The following is an 18,631-nucleotide window of genomic DNA, read 5'->3' as shown; positions in this document are numbered from 1 at the left end:
CGGCTTGATCTTTCTCCGCGGGAACCGGACGATCGACCCGATCGACCCCCACACGTTGCTTAAGAGGTGACCCCAGATGGGGCTGGACAACGTCGCGGTGCACTGGCCGCGTACCGGCCGCTTCTACGATCCGGTCGCGCCGGCCGAGTTCGTCGACTTCGGCGAGATCGTCGACATGCCACGGATCTCCGCGCCGACAGCCGCGCTGGCCGAGTTGATCGCGAAGACCGGCACGGTCCGCGCGACCGCGTACACCGAACTGGTGGACCTGCTGCTCGGCCTCGAGGGTGTGCTCTACGCCACGGACGCCGCCGCGGAGGACGAGGACCCGGTGATCGATCCGGATGGCTGCGCCTGGATCGCCGACGGCATCGAACGGTTCGTCGCCGGGCACCGGGAGCACGGTGAGGCGGTGACGTTCGACTCGGTCAGCACGGTGCTGCGCAAGCTGCTCGGCGACGGCCGCCTGGCCGAGCAGCAGCTCCGCTGGCTGGACACCCGGCTCGACGCGCTGCGCGACGAGAGCGGCGACCCGCCGCAGTGGAACTTCACCTGCGCCGAGCTGAGCGTGCTCGCCGCCTTCTACCGGCGGTGTGCGGACCGGGGCTTCGCCGTCTACGCCGAGTCGGAGGCCCCCCGGCGGGCCACACACCCCTGACGGCCGGGGTCGTCCGGGCAGGGGCCGGGACCGCGCGGCGCGACGCCGGCCGGACGCCCGCCGCTAGGTGAGCGGCCCGGCTCCGGCGCGGTTCGCCGCCGCGATGACGTCGGTGAGCGCGCCGTGCAGCCGTTGCAGCTCCTCCAGGGGCATCCCGAGCCGCGCCACGATCGCGGGCGGGATCTGCTCGGCGCGCGCCCGCAGCGCCTGCCCCGCGGCGGTGAGGGTCACCGCGAGGCTCCGCTCGTCGCCGGCGGCCCGCTCGCGGCGGAGGTAACCGGCGGCCTCCAGGCGCTTCAACAGTGGCGAGAGCGTGCCGGGGTCGAGTTGCAGGAGGCGGCTGAGCTCGCGTACCGACAGCGGCGCGTGCTGCCAGAGCGCCAGCATGACCAGGTACTGCGGATGGGTCAGCCCCATCGGCTCCAGCAGCGGGCGGTAGACCGCGACGACGCTGCGCGCGGCGACCGACAGCGCGAAGCACACCTGCTCCTCCAGCGCCAGCGGATCGCGGCCGCCCACCTCGTGCTGCACGTCTCGCCCTCTCCTAGACCGACTGCTATCGTACCGATAGTTGGTTCCCCAATGATTGGTGCACAAACTATCTGCGGCGAACCACGAGGCGAGGCGGGTGGCATGGGCGAGGAGAAGCCGGCCCGGGCGCCGGGCGAGGGCGGTCGGCTCTGGAGGTGGGCCTACAAGTACCTGGCCGGCCCGGCCGAGGTGCAGGGCGCCGTGCAGGGCGGCTCGGCGATCGCGCGCGAGCTGTGGAAACGCGACCTGGAGAACCGGAAGCGCTACACGCGGGAGCAGCGGGAGCGCAAGCGCGCCGCCCGCGAGGCACGGCGCGACTGACGGCCGCACGCCGGAGCACGGCGCGGCTGGCGCCCGCACGCCGGGACGACGGCGGGCGAGCCGGTCAGCCGTAGGTGTCCCGCGGCCCGCGGCCACGCACCCGGCGCGGCCCCCGCGACCAGGACGGCGCGGCCGGCCCGTGGATGTGCAGCTTGCGCACCACGTTGTGCCCGACCTCCCGCCCGATCTGTTGCAGGAGCGACCCGGCGAGCAGCCGCAGCTGGGTCGCCCACGCGGTCGAGCGTGCCTCCACGGTCAACTCGCCGTTCTCCAGCTTCACCGGGCGGCTGTGCTGGGCCACCTCCGGCCCGACCACCCGCTCCCAGGCGCCGAAGACGGTCGCCTCGGCGGCCGGCTGCTGCCAGCCGCGCGCCTTGACCAACCGGTTCAGCACGGCGCCCAGCGGCTGCGGGTCGCGCGGGTCCGGCCCCGGGCCGGAGTAGCCCCGCAGGCGCCGCTCGCCGCCACCCGTCCCGCCGGCCCCGCCGCTCCCGGCCCGCCGCCGCGTCCGGGCGGCCACCTCCCGCCGGGCCTTCGCGGCGTCCAGCACCGCACGGGCCAGTTGCGGCCCGGACACCCCGTCCGGGCCCTCGGCCGCCGCGCCGGTGCCGCTCGGCGGGTCGGCCCGGCCTCCGCCGTCGGTGCCGTCACCGGTCGTACGCGCGACCCGGCGACCGGTCGAGGCGGCGCGGCTCGCTCCACCCGCCCCGGCCGCCTCCGCCCCGGCGCGCTCCGGCTCATCCGACACGCCGCACCGTCCCCTCGCCCACCGCGTACCGGGCGCCGAGCAGCGCGGCGGGCACGTCGTCGTCGACCGCGCACGTCACCAACAGCTGACTCGCCCCGCCCACCAGTTCGGCCAGCCGCTCCCGGCGCCCGGCGTCCAGCTCGGCGAACACGTCGTCGAGCACCAGCACCGGCTCGATGCCGTCGGCACGCAGCAGGTCGTAACCGGCCAACCGGAGGGCGAGCGCGAACGACCAGGACTCGCCGTGGCTGGCGTACCCCTTGGCGGGCAGCGGGCCGAGGGTGAGGGCCAGCTCGTCGCGGTGCGGGCCGACCAGTGTGGTGCCCCGCTCGATCTCCGCCGAGCGGGCCTCGGCGAGGGCGGCGGTCAGCGCGTCGGCGAGCACGCTCCGGTCCGTGGTCGGCTCCGGCAGCTCCACCGACGGTCGGTAGGCGATCCCGGCCGCACCCCGCCCGGCGGCCACCGCGTCGTACGCCTTCGCCACGTGCGGCGCCAGCGCGGCGACCAGCTCCAGACGGCCGGCGAGCAGCTCCGCCCCGTGCCGGGCCAGGTGGGTGTCCCAGACGGCCAGCGTGGAGAGGTCCCCGCCCCGCGATCCGCCGGTCTTCCGGGCCAGGTAGGCGGTGCGCAACAGCGCGTTGCGCTGCTTGACCACGCGCTCGTAGTCGGCCCGCACCCCGGCGAACCGGGGCTGCCGGTTCACCAGCAGGTCGTCCAGGTAGCGGCGGCGTTCGGCCGGATCACCGCGAACCAGCTCCAGGTCCTCCGGGGCGAAGAGCACCAGCCGCAGCGCGCCCAGCACGTCCCGGGCCCGGCGGGCCGGGGAGCGGCCGAGCCGCGCCCGGTTCGCCTTGCCCGGGACTATCTCCAGCTCGACCAGCAGCTCCCGGCCGTCGTGCACGATGGCGCAGCGGATCACCGCCGACCCGGCGCCCATCCGCACCAGCGGTGCGTCCGTGGCGACCCGGTGACTGTCCAGGGTCGCCACGTAGCCGAGCGCCTCGACCAGGTTGGTCTTGCCGACGCCGTTGGCGCCGATCAGCACGTTCGCCCCCGGTTCCAGGTCCACGCCGATCTGCTCGTACGAGCGGAAGTCGACCAGTTCCAGCCGGCGGACGTACACAGGTGGTGGACCGGTCAGCGCTTGCGGACGGCGTGCCCACCGAACTGCTGGCGCAGCGCGGCGACCGCCTTCATCGCGGGCGAGTCGTCCTGGCGGGACGCGAACCGGGCGAAGAGCGAGGCCGTGATGACGTTCAGCGGCACCGCCAGCCGGACCGCCTCGTCCACCGTCCAGCGACCCTCACCGGTGTCCTCGGTGTAGCCGCTCAGCTCCGCCAGCTCCGGGTCCTCGTCGAGAGCCCGGTCGAGCAGGTCGAGCAGCCAGGAACGGACGACGGTGCCCTCGCGCCACGACTTGAACACACCCGGCACGTTGGTGACCAGCTCGGAGGCGGCGAGCAGCTCGTAGCCCTCGGCGTACGCGTGCATGAGGCCGTACTCGATGCCGTTGTGCACCATCTTCGCGTAGTGACCGGCACCGACGGGGCCGGCGTGCACGAAGCCGAACTCGCCCTCGGGCTTCAGCGACTCGAAGATCGGCATGAGCCGCGCGACGTGCTCCTCGGCTCCACCGACCATCAGCGCGTAGCCGTTCTGCCGGCCCCAGACGCCACCGGACACGCCGACGTCGATGTAGCCGATGCCGCGCTCGTTCAGCCGCTCGGCGCGGGGGGCGTCGTCGCTGAAGCGCGAGTTACCGCCGTCGATGATGATGTCGCCCTCACCGAGCACGCCGGCCAGCTCGTCGATGGTCGCGTCGGTGACGCCGGCCGGGACCATGACCCAGACCGCCCGCGGCGACTCGAGCTTCTCCGCCAGCTCCGCGAGGGAGGCGACGTCACTCAGCTCCGCGTTGTGGTCGAAACCGACCACCTCGTGGCCAGCGGCGCGCAACCGCTCGCGCATGTTGCCGCCCATCCGGCCGAGTCCTACAAGGCCGAGCTGCATCTGTCCTTACCTCCGGTGCGTGGGTGTTGCGGGCGCGATCAGCGGGAGACGCGGATCGGCATGATGAGGTAGCGGTACCCGGGAAGGACCTCGCCATCCTCGCCGGCGGGCGAAATCACCGCGGGCTTGAAGGCGTCGACGAACGAGAGCACGGCCGTCTGTGCGCCCATGTTGGCCAGGCCGTCGATCAGGTACTGAGGGTTGAAACCGATGGTCAGCGGGTCGCCGGTGAAGGATGCCTCCATGGCCTCGCTCGCCCGCGCCTCCTCGGAGCCGCCGGCCTCGACGACCAGGCCGTCGCCGCTGAAGCTCAGCAGCACCGGGGTGGTGCGTTCGGCCACGAGCGCGACGCGCTTGACGACCTCGATCAGCGTGCTGACCGCCACCCGGGCCTCGGCGTTGTGGCTGCTCGGGAAGAGCGAGCGGACCGGCGGGTAGTTCGCCCCGTCGAGCAGGCGGCTCGTGGTGCGCCGCGTACCCCCGGCGAAGCCGATCATGCCTTCGCCCGCGCCACCCGCGGCCAACGCCAGGGTGACCTCGCCGCCGACGGGCCCGAGGGCCTTGGCGGTGTCGTGCAGCGTGCGGGCGGGCACCAGGGCGTTGATGCTCACGTCGGGGTCGTCAGGGTTCCACTGGATCTCGCGCAGCGCGAGCCGGTAGCGGTCGGTGGCGAGCATCGCCAGGGTGTTGCCGGAGAGCTCGATCCGTACGCCCGTCATCATCGGCAGGGTCTCGTCACGCCCGGCGGCGACGGCCACCTGGGCGACCGCGGCGGCGAAGGCGGCCGCGTCGACGGTGCCGGCGCTCTGCGGCATCTCCGGAAGGGACGGGTAGTCCTCCACCGGCATCGTGGGCAGGGTGAACCGGGCGCTGCCGCAGACGAGTTCGAGGTGGGCCCCGACCGCGGCGATGTCCACCGGCTTGGCCGGCAGTGCCTTGGTGATCTCGGCAAGGAGCCGGCCGGAGACGAGGGCCGCGCCGTCGGCGTCCCCCTGCACCTCGACCGTCACCTGGCTGGAGACCTCGTAGTCGAAGCCGGAGACCTGCAGGTTGCCGTCGGTGACCCGGAGCATGACACCGGCCAGCACCGGAACGGACGGCCGGTTGGGCAGGCTCTTCGCGGTCCAGGCCACGGCCTCGGCGAGCGCGTCGCGCTCCACTCGGAACTTCATCAATGCCTCCGCGTCGACGTCGACGACAACTCTCTCATGCCGACCGCTGCCTGCCGACCCGCCTGACGGTGCGGGTACCCATCGCACCTTAGGGCGCGAGGGCATCGGCTGTGCGCCCGACCCCGTGCAGCGGGTCGATGCTCACCGTTGCTCCGGCAGCGACCGGCCCGATCCACAGAAAGTCCAACGGTGATGATTGGTTTTTGTTCTTTCAGAAGAGATAACTCATCGTCTTCATCGCACCTGTGCAAACTGTGGAGAACCGGCGTTCGCGCAGGTGAGACAGGTTATCCACCGGTGAGTTGGCTGTGGAGAACCAGGGTGTAAACCCGTGTCCGAGTCCACAGGCCCGGCTCACCCCCAGGTTGTCCACGGTTGTCCACCGGTTGTCCACCGCCAATCCACCGACTTTCTCCCCAGGCCTGTGGACCGCCCGGATCGTCACGTTCGCCGTCATCCCCAGATCCTTCAACAGGTCACCCACAGGTCGACCGTCATCGGTGGATGACGGCACCCGTTGTCCCCACCCGTCCACACCCTGTCCCCAGGCACTGTCCACAGCCTGTGGGTGACGGGGAGCGAACCGAGCGTAGTTATCCACCGTCGGTGGACAACGGGATGTGGACAACGAGTCGGGGCGGTGGACGGACACGCCCCGATCCTGGAGGCTCGACCGGGTCGAGGGTCAAGGCGGCCGGGCTGTGGAAAGCGTCGAGCCCCGCCGACGGGCGGGGCTCGGTGTTCTCTCGGTCGCGCGTACGCCTCAGGTGTTCTGCTTGATCCGGTTGGTCAGCTCGGCGATCTGGTTGTAGAGCGAGCGCCGCTCGGCCATCTGCTGCCGGATCTTGCGATCGGCGTGCATGACGGTGGTGTGGTCCCGGCCGCCGAACGCCTGCCCGATCCGGGGCAGCGACAGGTCGGTCAGCTCCCGGCACAGGTACATGGCCACCTGGCGGGCGTTGACCAGCACCCGGGACCGCGAGTGCCCCCGCAGGTCCTCCAGGCTCACCCCGAAGTAGTCGGCGGTCGAGACCATGATCTGGTCGGCCGTGATCTCCGGGCCGGCGCCGTCCGGGATGAAGTCCCGCAGCACCTCCTCCGCCAGCGACAGCTCGACCGTCGAGCGGGTGAGGCTCGCGAACGCGGTCACCCGGATCAGGGCGCCCTCGAGTTCGCGGATCGAGTTCGACACCCGGGAGGCGATGAACTCCAGCACGTCCGGCGGGGCGAAGAGGCGTTCCTGGGCGGCCTTCTTCTGGAGGATCGCGATCCGCGTCTCCAGGTCCGGCGGCTGGATGTCGGCGAGCAGTCCCCACTCGAACCGGGTACGCAGCCGGTCCTCCAGCGTCGCCAGCTGCTTCGGCGAGCGGTCGGAGGTGATGACGATCTGCTTGTTGGCGTTGTGCAGGGTGTTGAAGGTGTGGAAGAACTCCTCCTGCGTCCGCTCCCGGTTCTCCAGGAACTGGATGTCGTCGATCAGGAGGATGTCCACGTCCCGGTAGCGCCGCTGGAACGCGCTGGTCTTGTCGTCCCGCAGCGAGTTGATGAAGTCGTTCGTGAACTCCTCGGTCGAGACGTACCGCACCGAACGGGCGTTGCCGAGGGTCGTCGCGTAGTGCCCGATGGCGTGCAGCAGGTGGGTCTTGCCCAGCCCGGAGCTGCCGTAGATGAAGAGCGGGTTGTACGCCTTCGCCGGCGACTCGGCCACGGCGACGGACGCCGCGTGCGCGAAGCGGTTGGACGAGCCGATGACGAAGGTCTCGAACATGTACTTCGGGTTGAGCCGGTTGCCGCCGGTGTCGGCGCCGGGGAGCCGCCGTTCGTCCCGCAGACCCGGGCGGTGATCCGCGCCACCGCGTCCGGGCCCGCTGTCGGTGGCCCCGTCACGGGGCAGCGCCCGGATCACGTGCTGGTCCCGAGGCGACGCCGCGTCCTCGCGGTACCGCGTCTCGTAGGCACGGGCGTCCGGACCCGGCGGGTCCAGCCTGGCCGCCTGCTCGTCGAACGTGCGCCGCTCGGGTGCCGCCCGGGGAGCGGGCGGCGGCTCGCCGAAGGCGGCGCCGAAGAGCGTCTCCTGCGCGTCGTGACCGCCCGACCCGAGATTCGCGCGGTGCGGGTCGGCGAGCGGGGCCGTCGGGTGCTCCGGTGCGCGATCGGGCTGCGGTTGCTCGGGGATCGGCAGCTCCGGCCGGGCGAACGGGGCCGGATCGTCGAGCAGACCCGCCGGCCCGATCTCCGGGTCGCCCGACCCCGGCTCCGGGCCGCTGCGGTAGACGGTGCCGGCCGGCCTGCCGGCCGCGTCCTCGGCCACCCGGACCGTGACGGCGACCTGGATCGGCCGGCCCAGCCGGCGGGTGAGCGCCTCGGTGATCGCAGGGCGCAGCCGCGACTCGATCACATCCCGGGTGAAGGCGTCCGGCACGGAGAGAAGCGCGGTGTCCTCGACGATGGCGCGCAGCCGGGTCAGCCGGAGGTACGCCCGCTGCTGGGCGGAGATGATCTCGTCGGCGAGCTCGTCGGTCGTCGCCGTCCACACCGCGGCAAGGTCGGTCGAACCGGCCACCGTCGTGCCACCCCCTCGCCTCTGCTCCCCGGCCGCCGCTGTCTGCCAACGGGCCGTCCCGGGCCCGCCGCGTTCCCGCGGGTGGCTCCTCACCACCCGAACGGCCGACCAGTCGTCGTCCACAAGTTATCCACAGCCTGTGTACCGACCGATTGTGGCCGTTCGTCGGACGCGGGTGGGACCTGCCCCTGCCTGAACGGGCGCTGAAGCGGGTACACCGTGCCGAACGATTCACTACCTTGTCCGGTCTTGCCGGCCGACGACGACTCGACCCCCCGACGCCGACCGCAATCGGGCACGGTAACAGCGTTGTCCCTGCGCCATCAACCGGCGACGCGTCCCGGGCGTTGTCGGTATGAGCGAAAACCGCCCCTTCGGTCGTCGGCGCGTCCGGGTGGAACCGGGGTGAGGCGTTTGACGGTCATTGCCCCCCTGCGTAGGCTGGAGCGGCTGCTCTCACGCCCTCTGCTAGGGTGATGGGTGCTTGCTGTCCCCGACGTCTCCCCGCTCCGCCGAGGATGTCGCGTCACCGGGCAGCACCGATCGGAGGCCACCGCCGAGTGGCCTGGACCACCACGATTCCCGGGCAGTCACCGCCCGGGGCGTAGACAACGGAGAGCCTGACGTGAGCAAGCGCACCTACCAGCCGAACAACCGCCGGCGCGCCAAGACCCACGGCTTCCGGCTGCGCATGCGCACCCGGGCCGGCCGGGCCATCATCTCGACCCGTCGCGCCAAGGGCCGCGCCCGCCTGTCGGCCTGAGGCCGACCGGGCAGGTCCGGGGGGACGTGAGGCAGTCGTGCTGGCGGCCGCGCAGCGACTGCGGCGCAGCACCGACTTCGCCGCAGCGGTCCGGGGTGGCCGGCGCGCCGGCCGTGGCGCCGTCGTGGTGCACCTGACCCTGCCCCCGGAGGCCGCGACATCGACGTCGCCGGAGCCGGCGCGGAACGCCGGTGCGGAGCAGCCCTCCGCACCGACCCGCGCCGGCTTCGTCGTGTCCAAGGCCGTCGGGCCCGCGGTCGTCCGCAACCGGGTCCGCCGCCGGCTGCGGCATCTGGTCCGCGAGCGGCTGAGCGAGCTGCCGGCCGGCAGCACTCTGGTCGTCCGGGCGCTCCCGCCGGCCGCCGACGCCTCCTACCCCCGCCTCGGCGCCGACCTGGACGCCGCGATCGCCGCGGCCCGCACCTCCCGGGGGCGGCGTCGGTGAGCGCGGGACCCACCACCTCCCGGCCCGGCAGCGCGGCCGCCCGTGTGCTGATCGGGCCCATCATCGCGTACCGTCGGTGGATAAGTCCGGCACTGCCGGCCCGTTGCCGGTTCTACCCGTCGTGCAGCGCCTACGCCCTGGAGGCGGTGACGCGGCACGGCGCGGTCCGTGGGACCGGCCTCGCGGTCCGGCGGTTGTTGCGCTGCCACCCCTTCCACCCAGGTGGACATGACCCGGTGCCGGAGCCGGGCGGTCGCCGCCGTCCCGACGTGACTGGAGCTCCGAATTGAGTCTCGACTGGATCTACTACGCGATTTCGTGGATCCTGCTGACCTGGCACTCGGCCTGGGACGCCATCGGAGTGCCGGTCGAGGCCGTGATCGGCACGAACTTCGCGTGGATCCTGGCCATCGTCTTCCTGGTGGTCACCGTCCGGGTGATCCTGTTCCCGGTCTTCGTCAAGCAGATCAAGTCGCAGCGCGCCATGCAGGCGTTGCAGCCCCAGGTCAAGGCGCTGCAGGAGAAGCACAAGGGTGACCGGGAGACGCTCCAGAAGGAGATGATGGAGCTCTACCGGAAGGAAAAGGCCAACCCGCTCATGGGCTGCCTTCCGATGTTCCTCCAGATCCCCGTCTTCCTGGGCCTCTTCCACGTGCTGCGCCGGCTCGACCCGGCCAAGCAGGCCAAGACCCTCTACGGCTGGTCGGTCGACCAGTTCGACAGCGCCTCCAGCGCGAAGCTCTTCACCGCCCCGATCGCCGGCAAGTTCGGCTCCACCGCCGACGAGCTGGCGCGGCTCGGCGCCAACGGCACGACCGTCAAGGTCATCGCCGGCATCCTGGTCCTGGTGATGATGGGCACCACCTATCTCACCAGCCGCCAGATGATCCTCAAGACCGGGTGGGCCGAGGACCCGCAGCAGCGGATGATCCAGCGCCTGATGCTCTACGGCATCCCGCTCTCGCTGCTCGTCTCGGGTGCGATCTTCCCGATCGGTGTGATCATCTACTGGGTCACCAACAACCTCTTCACCCTCGGCCAGCAGCAGTGGGTGCTGCGCAAGTACCCGCCGCCGCCCACCGCCACCAGCAAGGCCACCACCGGCGCCCGCAACCCGGTGCAGCCGGCGCGTCCGGCCGGGTTGTTCGGGCGCGCCAAGTCCGCGCCGCCGGCGCCGACCAAGGCCACCGCGCCCAAGGTGGCCGGGCCGAAGCCGGGCGCCAAGCCGGTCAACCCGAAGAAGGGTCGCCCCGCCAAGCGGCAGGGCTAGCGTGAGTACGGGCCGCCCGCGGGGGACCGCCGGCGGCCCGTTCCGCACCGTGCAGCCGCCGTACGGCCGGCGCCGGGCGGAACGCACCGCGCGAGGCGCGGCCACGGGCGACACTGCCCGTACAGACGTGCCCGTGGGCACCGGCGACCTCCCGCCGGCCCCGGGAGACCAGCGGACCCGACGGTCCGGCCGAGCGAGTACGGAGATGAGACCGTGACGGACACCAGCATCCCCCACGCCGACGAGTCCCTGGACGAGGAGGGCACCGCTCCCGTCGAGGCGGCCGACGACACCGACGCCGAGGCGGAGGAGGCCGGCGGCGCGGGCCGCGAGAAGAAGGCCCCGGCCGACAGCGACCTGTTCCGGCAGAGCGAGATCGCGGCCGACTACGTCGAGGGCCTGCTCGACATCCTCGACTACGACGGCGACATCGACGAGCTGGTCTCGGGCGGACGCCCGGTCGTGGAGGTCGTCGGCGGCCGGCTGCAGAACCTCGTGGGCCAGCGTGGGGCCACCCTGGAGGCGCTCCAGGAGCTGGCCCGGCTCGCCGTCTTCCGGCAGACCGGCACGCCGAGCCGCCTGCTGCTCGACGTCGGCGGCTACCGGGCCACCCGCCGCAAGGAGCTCGCCGCCGTCGCCCGCAACGCGGTGGAGAAGGTCAAGGAGTACGGCGAGCCGGTTCGGCTCGAGCCGATGTCCGCCTTCGAGCGCAAGTGCGTGCACGACGTGGTCAACGCGATCGCCGGTGTGGAGAGCGAGTCGGAGGGCGTCGAGCCCAACCGGCGCATCGTCGTCCGGCCGGTGGACTGACGGGGTGACCCACGACGACATCGCGGCCGACGCCGCGACCGGCCCGGGTGGCACGCCGCCCGGGCCGTCGCCTGTCCGGCCCGACTCGCGTGCCGGTCGCTCGTCGGTTGCCGGCGTCACCGACCCGGGCCGGACGGCCGCGGACACGTCGTCGGCGGACAGCCCCGATCCCGCCGTCGCGACGTTGCCGCCCGAGTTGGCCCCCGCGGCTCGTGCCCTCTTCGGCGACCGTCTCGACCTCGCCGCCGCGTACGCGGAGCTGCTGGCCACCGACGGCGTGGTCCGCGGTCTGATCGGCCCCCGTGAGGCGCCCCGCATCTGGGACCGGCACCTGTTGAACTGCGCCGCGGTGGCCGAACGGATCCCGGAGGGCGCCGAGGTGCTGGACGTGGGATCCGGCGCCGGCCTGCCCGGCCTCGTCCTGGCGATCGCCCGTCCCGACCTGTCGGTCACCCTCATCGAGCCGCTGGCCCGCCGCACGTCCTTCCTCGTCGAGGCGGTCGAGCGGCTCGGCCTGGGGGCGTCCGTCCGCGTGTTCCGGGGGCGGGCCGAGGAGGCGGCCACCGGCGCGACGGGTGTGGCGCCGCTGCGCGGAGATGTCGTCACCGCGCGTGCCGTCGCGCCGCTGGACCGGCTCGCCCGCTGGTGCCTTCCCCTCGCCGTGCCGAACGGGCGGCTCGTCGCGCTCAAGGGCGCCTCGGCCGCCGAGGAGATCGCCGAGCACGGGGCCGCCGTGTCACGACTCGGTGGTGGGGAGCCGAGTGTGCACCTGTGCGGCGTCGGCGTGATCGATCCACCGACCACGGTGGTGGAGGTCGTACGGGAGCGGGTCGTCGGCCCGGCCCGGGCCCGGTCCGCCGGCAAGAAGTCACGGGGCGGTCGTTCCCGCCGGCGTTGACGGCCGCAGCCGAGAGCAGGTCGGTCCGGGTCGGCAGCGGCCGACTGTCTCCGGTCGGTCCGGGTCGGTAGCGGCCGGCAGCTTCCGGGTCGGTGCTTGTCGCAACCGCCGCGAGCCTCCGGTCGGTGTCGATCGCGCCCGGCGCCGGTCTTCGGTCGGTTGTGCGTCGGCTCCCGCGGTCGGCCGCGCTCCTGCCCGTTCCGCGCGACCCGGACGACCGGGTTGCGGCGGGCCGGCGCGCCTCCTGAGGGGTCAGAGGTCGCCGTCCTGTGATACCGGTCGCTCTCGTACCCGGTACGGGCACCAGATGGTGCGGTACCGGCTGGATGACCAGCGCTTCCGCCGCCGGGAAGCCTTTCCCACCCGGCGGTTGCGTCGTTGAACCGATGCGGGTGGAGCGAAGGGATGAGAACCCGACGTGGACCGGCCGCGCCCGTGCGCCGTAGGCTGGCCGCGCGTCGATAGTGTGGAGCGGGCGGTGGCGGACCTGGACCGTGCCGGCCGCTCTCGCCGGCCGCAGGCGCCGCGGGAGCCGTGCGCGGGCGTGGCCAGTTGACGGGTGCGGACCGACCATCCGAAGCGGGCAGGGATGACAGGTGCATGACGACGGCAGGTACGACGACCCACGCATGGGCTCCACCAGCGACCACGTTTCACGTGAAACCGGCTATCCGGGTTGGTCGTCGGACGGCTCGGAGTCGGAGCAGCCGACCACGCGTCGCGCGGCGGATTCCGTCCCGCGCCCGGTGAACGCGCCGACCGACGCCCGGTCGACCGCGAGCGGCCGCAACGCACCCGCGTCGGCGCGGTTCGAGCCGCCGGTCCCCCACCAGCCGACCCCCGATGTGGTACGGGACGCGGCCTCCGCCGCCGCACTGCCCGACACCTCCGCTGTCCCGGGCGAGCCGTACGCGGCCGCGCCGGTTGATCCCGCGTTCGTTTCACGTGAAACGGCCGATGACGATGACCCACCGTTGGCAATGGAGGCGATGCGCGCCGTGCAGATCCTGAACCCCAGTGGCGAGGTGACGATGCCTCGACCGGAGCGGACCCGGGTCATGTGCGTCGCGAACCAGAAGGGCGGCGTGGGAAAGACGACCACCACCGTGAACCTGGCGGTCGCGCTCGCGCTGCACGGCAACCGGGTCCTGGTGGTCGACCTCGACCCGCAGGGCAACGCCTCGACCGGGCTGAACGTGCCGCACCACACCGGGGTGCCCGACGTGTACGACTGCCTGATCAACAGCGTGCCGCTGGAGGAGGTGGCCCAGGCGGTCGAGGGCATCCCCAACCTCTGGTGCGTGCCGGCGACCATCGACCTGGCGGGCGCGGAGATCGAGCTGGTCTCGGTGGTGGCTCGCGAGTCGCGGCTGGCTCGGGCGATCGCCGCCTACCCCGGCCACTTCGACTACGTCTTCATCGACTGCCCACCCTCGCTCGGTCTGCTGACCGTGAACGCCCTGGTGGCGGCGCAGGAGGTGCTGATCCCGATCCAGTGCGAGTACTACGCGCTGGAGGGGCTGAACCAGCTCATCAACAACATCAACCTGGTCCGCCAGCATCTCAACCCGCGGCTCGAGGTCTCCACCATCCTGCTCACGATGTACGACCGGCGTACCCGCCTGGCCGACGCGGTCGAGCAGGACGTTCGCAACCACTTCGGGGACAAGGTCCTCCGGGCGGTCATCCCCCGCAACGTGCGGGTCTCCGAGGCACCCAGCTACGGGCAGTCGGTGATGACCTACGATCCCGGATCTCGGGGTGCGACGAGCTACTTCGAGGCGGCCCAGGAGATCGCCGAGCGGGGCGTCAAGGAGCCGGTGGGCCGGAATGCGTAGTGCGGACGAGGCGTCGGGAGGCGTGGCATGAAGAACCGTCCTCGGGGCGGTCTGGGCAAGGGCCTGGGAGCGCTCATTCCGACCGGGCCGGCGCTGGGCGCTGGCGCGGCCGAGGCGGCGGGCGGCACCTCGCCCGCGGCTCTGGCCGCCGCGGGCGGAGTGGGCGTGGCCACCGAGCACCCGGCCGCGGCGGCCCAGTCAGAGCCCGCACTGAGCCCGGTGCCGGGAGCGCGGTTCGCGGAGATCCCGGTCGACGCGATCGTGCCGAACCCGAAGCAGCCCCGACAGGTCTTCGACGAGGAGGCGCTCGAGGAGCTGAAGACCTCGATCCAGGAGGTCGGCTTCCTTCAGCCCATCGTGGTACGCCAGCTCGACGACGAGAAGTACGAGCTGGTGATGGGCGAGCGGCGCTGGCGGGCCGCCCAGGCGGTCGGCAAGGACCGCATCCCGGCGATCGTGCGGGATACGCGCGACGACGACATGCTGCGGGACGCGCTGCTGGAGAACATCCACCGGGCCAACCTCAACCCGCTGGAGGAGGCGGCCGCGTATCAGCAGTTGCTGGAGGAGTTCGGCGCCACCCACGAGGAGCTGGCCCGCCGGATCGGACGTAGCCGCCCACAGATCTCGAACACCATCCGGTTGCTGAACCTCCCCGCTCAGGTGCAGCGCCGTGTGGCGGCCGGCGTCCTCTCCGCCGGGCACGCCCGTGCGCTGCTGAGCCTCGACGACGCGGAGGCGCAGGAGCAGCTCGCCCTGAGGATCGTCGCCGAGGGTCTCTCCGTACGCGCCACCGAGGAGATCGTCGCCCTGGCGTTGAGCGACGGCCCGGCGAAGGCACCGGCCGCGAAACGACGGTCGAAGCCGCACGCGCCCGCGCTGAACGATCTGGCGGATCGGCTCTCGGACCGCTTCGACACCCGGGTGAAGGTGGACATCGGCCGGAGCAAGGGGAAGATCACGATCGAGTTCGCCACCGTCGACGACCTGGAGCGCATCGTGGGGATCATCGGTGTCGGCCAGGAGCCGTCCGAAGGCTGATCCAGGGTTCACAGGCGGCCGTACGCTCTCTGAGCGTGCGGCCGCTTCGTGTCCTGGTGCTGATGGTGGCTCCGGGTGAGCGGACTTGAGGGCGGTCGCTCGGCCTCGGTGATACGGCGGCCGGACGTCACGCTGAGACGCGGGCGTGGCAGCGGGGCGGGGTTGTTGGAGGGGGCGTCCGCGAGGCACCGACGTCGGTGAAGAGGATTGCCGGAGGGAGCGTCCGCGAGGCACCGACGTCGGCGAAGAGGGATTGCCGCAGGGGGCGTCCGAGAGGCGCGGCGGTCGTCGCAGAGCACGGGTGCCGGCGGGCGGCGTCCGGGACGCAGGCTTGGCGGAAGGGTGGCACCCGAGACGAGAGGGTCGGGAGGGTTGCGGACGGCCGGGAGGCGGCGGGACCGACCGCCCCCTCCGGTCCGGGCTGGCGCGCCTCGCGGTTCGCGGCATGTGGTTTCACGTGGAACGGCTCGCTCCTCGCCACACGCGCGGCGAGGGCGGCTACGGTCGGTCGCAGAGGCGAGCCACGGTTTTCGTCAGTGCGTCTGTCCGGGTGGAATGCCGCCGAGCCCTGGATCGGGACCACTCGCCGAAGTCCCGCCGGGGACGCACTGAGCGCAGCCGACTGCGCCACCTCGACCCTTTCGAGGCGACCGGGAGGGCCGCCGCGGCGGCGTCGAGCGCGGAAGCGTGGTCGGGTCCGAGCACGGCGAGGTGGCTCCGAGCGCGTTGGCGTGGCCGTGTGCGAGCGTGCGCGACATCGAGGCGGACGCCCGCAGCACCGCCGAGGAGCGCGCACGGCGACTTGGCTCCGAGCGCGCCCGACGCGGTCCGGATGACGACGAGCGGCGAGGCGCTGCCGCTCGCGTTTTCGACTCTGCCCTCCGGTACCCGATGCGCTGGGAGCACCCGTTGCAGGTTCCCGTCTCTGACCCGGTCCAGAGTTGCGCGGTGGACTGACGCCCGGCCGGGCGCCGGCCTCGAGAGGCGTCCTCCCGGGTAGTGGCGACGCCGCCGACTCGGGGATAGGGAGCGTCATCGCGTTTGGCGCGGTTGCTCGCCGGCGGGGCATACCGGTGATCACACGCCTCGGGTGGCGCGGCCGCGTAGCCCCGTCGGCCGACAGGGGCGCGTCGAGCCGACAGGGGCGAACTACTTGTGGCGACCACCCAGGGCGAGATTGGTGCGGGCGAGGTTCGATGGCGCCGAATCGTCGGCGACGGTCTTTGGCCGCCCGGCCTCTCCTCGGGGACGGCCCGACCGGCTCTCTCCGGCGTACGTCCCCGGGGCGGGCGTTTCACGTGAAACAGGGGTCCGGTCGCTGGCGCTATGCCGTGCTTAGGGATGGGCCGGGCGGCCTGGCGCGCGCCGCGCAGCTCGGCGGGAGCGTGTTGATTCATCCGAGCCCCAGGCCAGTCGGGGCGAAGCGTCGAGTGGCAAGGCGCGGCAGCCCACGCCGGCATCAAGCCCACGGCGTCGGCCACCGACCGACCACATGCCCCTGCCCCTTGGTCACCGCCGTCGCCTCGCCTGGCTGGCAGGCTACGCCCCGCTGACGGGGACCGCTGCCGCCCCGCTGGCGGCCTGCTGCCCGCCTGCGGCCTGTCGCGCCGCTGGTGGCCTGTCGCGCCGCTGGTGGGCTGCCGCCCCGCCGGCGGGTCTCTCGATCAGGTACCTCGGTCTCTGGTGAGGCTCTCGCTCGGGCGCCCCGGTCGACTCGGCTCGCACCGCCCGACCCCCGACCGCCACGCGCTGGCTCGCCGGCCCGTCCGTCCACACCCTCTCAACGGAGCCTGTCGACGCCCGCCCGCGAGCGATTCTTGGTCCTCTCGGCATGGACCGGCCGAGCCGTCAGCCCCTCCGCCCTTGGACACCCCATGGCGACCCGTCCCGCTCGACTCTGCCGACGGGCGCGGGCTCCCTGCCCGTACTCCATGAGCTTGGCCTTCGCCCAGACCCCCGCGCCCCGGCCGCACGCCGCCGATCACCGGCCTCCATCCCGCTCCTGAAAGCCCTCGCCTCCTGATCTGTCGGCGGGGTCCTTCGGCCGGGCCGACTTGGCGTGCGGCCGGACCGCGGCCCACTGGGACGACCTCGAAGGGCGCTTTCGTGCCTGCCTTCAAGTCGCGGGTCGTGACCCGCTCGGCGTCCGTGTTTCACGTGAAACGACGGAGACGGGCCTCTGCCCACACCCCGGCCCGGCCGCCGAACTTATCCACACCGGTTATCCACAGGCACCCGCCGTTTCACGTGAAACAGCGCGTGGAAACCCTTGCGGGCCTGTGGAGAAGGGCGTGTTCCACCGGTCGCGGAAGCCTGTGGATATCCGGTCCCGCGAGGGGTTCACGCCATACCGGGAGGGCCGGTGACAACCGCTGTTTCGGGGTAGGGACAGCGGTCCCGGACTCGGCTAGGGTCAGCCTCGTGCACGACACCCCTCCCGCAGTTCCGGATTTCACCCAGTGGCCCTCGTTCCCCTTCGAGGGAGACATCCGCGTCAAGCAACTCGATGATCCGGTTCCGGTCGAGCCGCCGCGCAAGGGCGAGGGCAACCGGGAATGCACGACGTGCAGTGCCCCCGACGAGGCCTATATCTGGGTCGGCGAGCGGTGGCGGGTACGCGCGATGGATCGGCCCACGGGCCTGCCGATGGTCCTGATCCTGGAGTCTCGATCCCACCTCGACCTCGGCGACCTGCCGAACCTGCTCGCCGCCGAGTTGGGAGTCATGACGGTACGACTGGAGCGGGCGATCCGTTCGCTGGACGACGTCGCCCGGGTGCACGTGAATCGCTGGGGTGACGGGTCGGCGCATCTTCACCTCTGGTTCCTCGCCCGCCCGTACGGCCGGCTCCAGCTGCGTGGCACGTTCCTGTCGCTCTGGGACTCGATCCTGCCGCCGATCCCCGAGGAGAAGTGGCGAGAGAACCTCGCACTCGTCGCCGCCTGGCTCGCCGAGTTCGGCGGCCGCCCCCTCGCGGAGCCGCCCCGCATCGAGTGGCAAGCACCGTCGAGCTTCGCGGCCTCGATCCCCGCGCGGGATGACACGGACAGGCCGGACGACGAGCCGGCCTCGGTGATCGAAGCTGCCGAGGAGAACCCGTCCGTTGACGACCCGGGCGAGCGGCAAACGGCCCCGGGAGCGGAGACGCCTCCCGCGACGGGTGGCCCGGCCACCGGTAGGGCGGAGTCCTCCGTCCGGCAGGCACCCAGCGTCGGGCGGGAGACCGCGTCGGTGGGGGCCTCGGAGGCGAGCGTGGCCACGACCGCGTCAACGACGGCAGGGCCGCCGACGACAGGAGCCTCCCCGGCGGCCTCGACGGGAGCGGACGACTCGACGGCGGCGGACACCTCCACCGCCGAAAGGGCGACGGCGCCGGCCTCGTCGACGGACGACGTCGAACCGAGGCCGAAGGTGCCGGCACCGAGGCGTCCTGACGCCGACGCCCACACCGAGAGCCGGACGGCCGGGGGCTAGATGCGAGCCGCCCCGGCGCCCACGCCGCGACCGGCACGGTGGTTGACATCGCCGTGCGGCGCGGCGGGCGGTCGGTGCGGCTCGGACGC

18 protein-coding genes are annotated in these 18,631 nt (G+C 72.6%); 11 read left to right on the top strand and 7 right to left on the bottom strand.

Annotated elements, in window-relative coordinates; genetic code table 11:
* The first annotated feature begins 76 nt into the window (after positions 1-76).
* Entirely contained in the window at positions 77-658 is a 582-nt protein-coding gene (locus SM573_RS12740; protein ID WP_474613402.1) for a hypothetical protein, read from the top strand.
* A gap of 63 nt (positions 659-721) precedes the next feature.
* Here SM573_RS12740 and SM573_RS12735 read toward each other — a convergent pair whose 3' ends face one another.
* The gene (locus tag SM573_RS12735) at positions 722-1,189 is read right to left on the bottom strand and encodes a MarR family winged helix-turn-helix transcriptional regulator (protein ID WP_474616145.1); all 468 of its coding nucleotides are present in this window, start codon (positions 1,187-1,189) and stop codon (positions 722-724) included.
* 102 nt (positions 1,190-1,291) lie between these two features.
* Between SM573_RS12735 and SM573_RS12730 the strand changes: the two genes are divergently transcribed.
* Entirely contained in the window at positions 1,292-1,510 is a 219-nt protein-coding gene (locus tag SM573_RS12730; protein ID WP_474616144.1) for a hypothetical protein, read from the top strand.
* 64 nt (positions 1,511-1,574) lie between these two features.
* Here the strand turns inward: SM573_RS12730 and SM573_RS12725 are convergent, their stop codons facing one another.
* From SM573_RS12725 to dnaA, 6 genes are all read right to left on the bottom strand, one after another.
* Entirely contained in the window at positions 1,575-2,087 is a 513-nt protein-coding gene (locus tag SM573_RS12725; protein WP_474613565.1) for a DciA family protein, read from the bottom strand.
* Between the two features lie 160 nt (positions 2,088-2,247).
* Positions 2,248-3,381 (bottom strand): DNA replication/repair protein RecF, encoded by a 1,134-nt coding sequence (recF, locus tag SM573_RS12720; RefSeq protein ID WP_474613405.1) that lies wholly within the window; start codon positions 3,379-3,381, stop codon positions 2,248-2,250.
* 14 nt (positions 3,382-3,395) lie between these two features.
* Complete coding sequence (gene gnd, locus SM573_RS12715; RefSeq protein ID WP_474613406.1) at positions 3,396-4,268, bottom strand: phosphogluconate dehydrogenase (NAD(+)-dependent, decarboxylating); 873 nt, start codon at positions 4,266-4,268, stop codon at positions 3,396-3,398.
* Between the two features lie 38 nt (positions 4,269-4,306).
* Positions 4,307-5,440, bottom strand: a complete 1,134-nt coding sequence (dnaN, locus tag SM573_RS12710; protein ID WP_474613407.1) for a DNA polymerase III subunit beta — start codon at positions 5,438-5,440, stop codon at positions 4,307-4,309.
* A gap of 211 nt (positions 5,441-5,651) precedes the next feature.
* On the bottom strand, positions 5,652-5,924 hold the full coding sequence (locus SM573_RS12705) for a hypothetical protein (RefSeq protein WP_474613408.1): 273 nt from the start codon (positions 5,922-5,924) through the stop codon (positions 5,652-5,654).
* A 279-nt stretch (positions 5,925-6,203) separates the two neighbouring features.
* Positions 6,204-8,003: a chromosomal replication initiator protein DnaA gene (gene dnaA / locus SM573_RS12700; protein ID WP_474613409.1), complete on the bottom strand. Its 1,800-nt coding sequence runs from the start codon at positions 8,001-8,003 to the stop codon at positions 6,204-6,206.
* 625 nt (positions 8,004-8,628) lie between these two features.
* Between dnaA and rpmH the strand changes: the two genes are divergently transcribed.
* The 9 genes from rpmH to SM573_RS12655 all read left to right on the top strand — a co-directional run bounded on the left by rpmH (position 8,629) and on the right by SM573_RS12655 (position 18,542).
* The gene (gene rpmH / locus SM573_RS12695) at positions 8,629-8,766 is read left to right on the top strand and encodes a 50S ribosomal protein L34 (RefSeq protein WP_013736606.1); all 138 of its coding nucleotides are present in this window, start codon (positions 8,629-8,631) and stop codon (positions 8,764-8,766) included.
* A 37-nt stretch (positions 8,767-8,803) separates the two neighbouring features.
* Positions 8,804-9,211: a ribonuclease P protein component gene (gene rnpA, locus SM573_RS12690; RefSeq protein ID WP_474613410.1), complete on the top strand. Its 408-nt coding sequence runs from the start codon at positions 8,804-8,806 to the stop codon at positions 9,209-9,211.
* 44 nt (positions 9,212-9,255) lie between these two features.
* Positions 9,256-9,501, top strand: a complete 246-nt coding sequence (yidD, locus tag SM573_RS12685; RefSeq protein WP_474613566.1) for a membrane protein insertion efficiency factor YidD — start codon at positions 9,256-9,258, stop codon at positions 9,499-9,501.
* A complete protein-coding gene (yidC, locus tag SM573_RS12680) occupies positions 9,498-10,481 on the top strand; it encodes a membrane protein insertase YidC (protein ID WP_474613411.1) in 984 nt (327 codons plus the stop codon). The genes yidD and yidC overlap by 4 nt, the downstream gene beginning before the upstream one ends.
* A gap of 213 nt (positions 10,482-10,694) precedes the next feature.
* Entirely contained in the window at positions 10,695-11,291 is a 597-nt protein-coding gene (locus SM573_RS12675; RefSeq protein ID WP_474616143.1) for a Jag family protein, read from the top strand.
* A 4-nt stretch (positions 11,292-11,295) separates the two neighbouring features.
* Complete coding sequence (rsmG, locus tag SM573_RS12670; RefSeq protein ID WP_474616142.1) at positions 11,296-12,189, top strand: 16S rRNA (guanine(527)-N(7))-methyltransferase RsmG; 894 nt, start codon at positions 11,296-11,298, stop codon at positions 12,187-12,189.
* A 596-nt stretch (positions 12,190-12,785) separates the two neighbouring features.
* Complete coding sequence (locus tag SM573_RS12665) at positions 12,786-14,027, top strand: ParA family protein (protein ID WP_474616141.1); 1,242 nt, start codon at positions 12,786-12,788, stop codon at positions 14,025-14,027.
* Positions 14,028-14,054: 27 nt separating this feature from the next.
* The gene (locus SM573_RS12660; protein ID WP_474613414.1) at positions 14,055-15,068 is read left to right on the top strand and encodes a ParB/RepB/Spo0J family partition protein; all 1,014 of its coding nucleotides are present in this window, start codon (positions 14,055-14,057) and stop codon (positions 15,066-15,068) included.
* 2,421 nt (positions 15,069-17,489) lie between these two features.
* Entirely contained in the window at positions 17,490-18,542 is a 1,053-nt protein-coding gene (locus SM573_RS12655) for a hypothetical protein (protein ID WP_474616140.1), read from the top strand.
* Positions 18,543-18,631 lie beyond the last annotated feature (89 nt).

Source organism: Micromonospora xinjiangensis (assembly GCF_056150165.1).
This window is presented reverse-complemented; position numbering and strand designations above follow the sequence as displayed.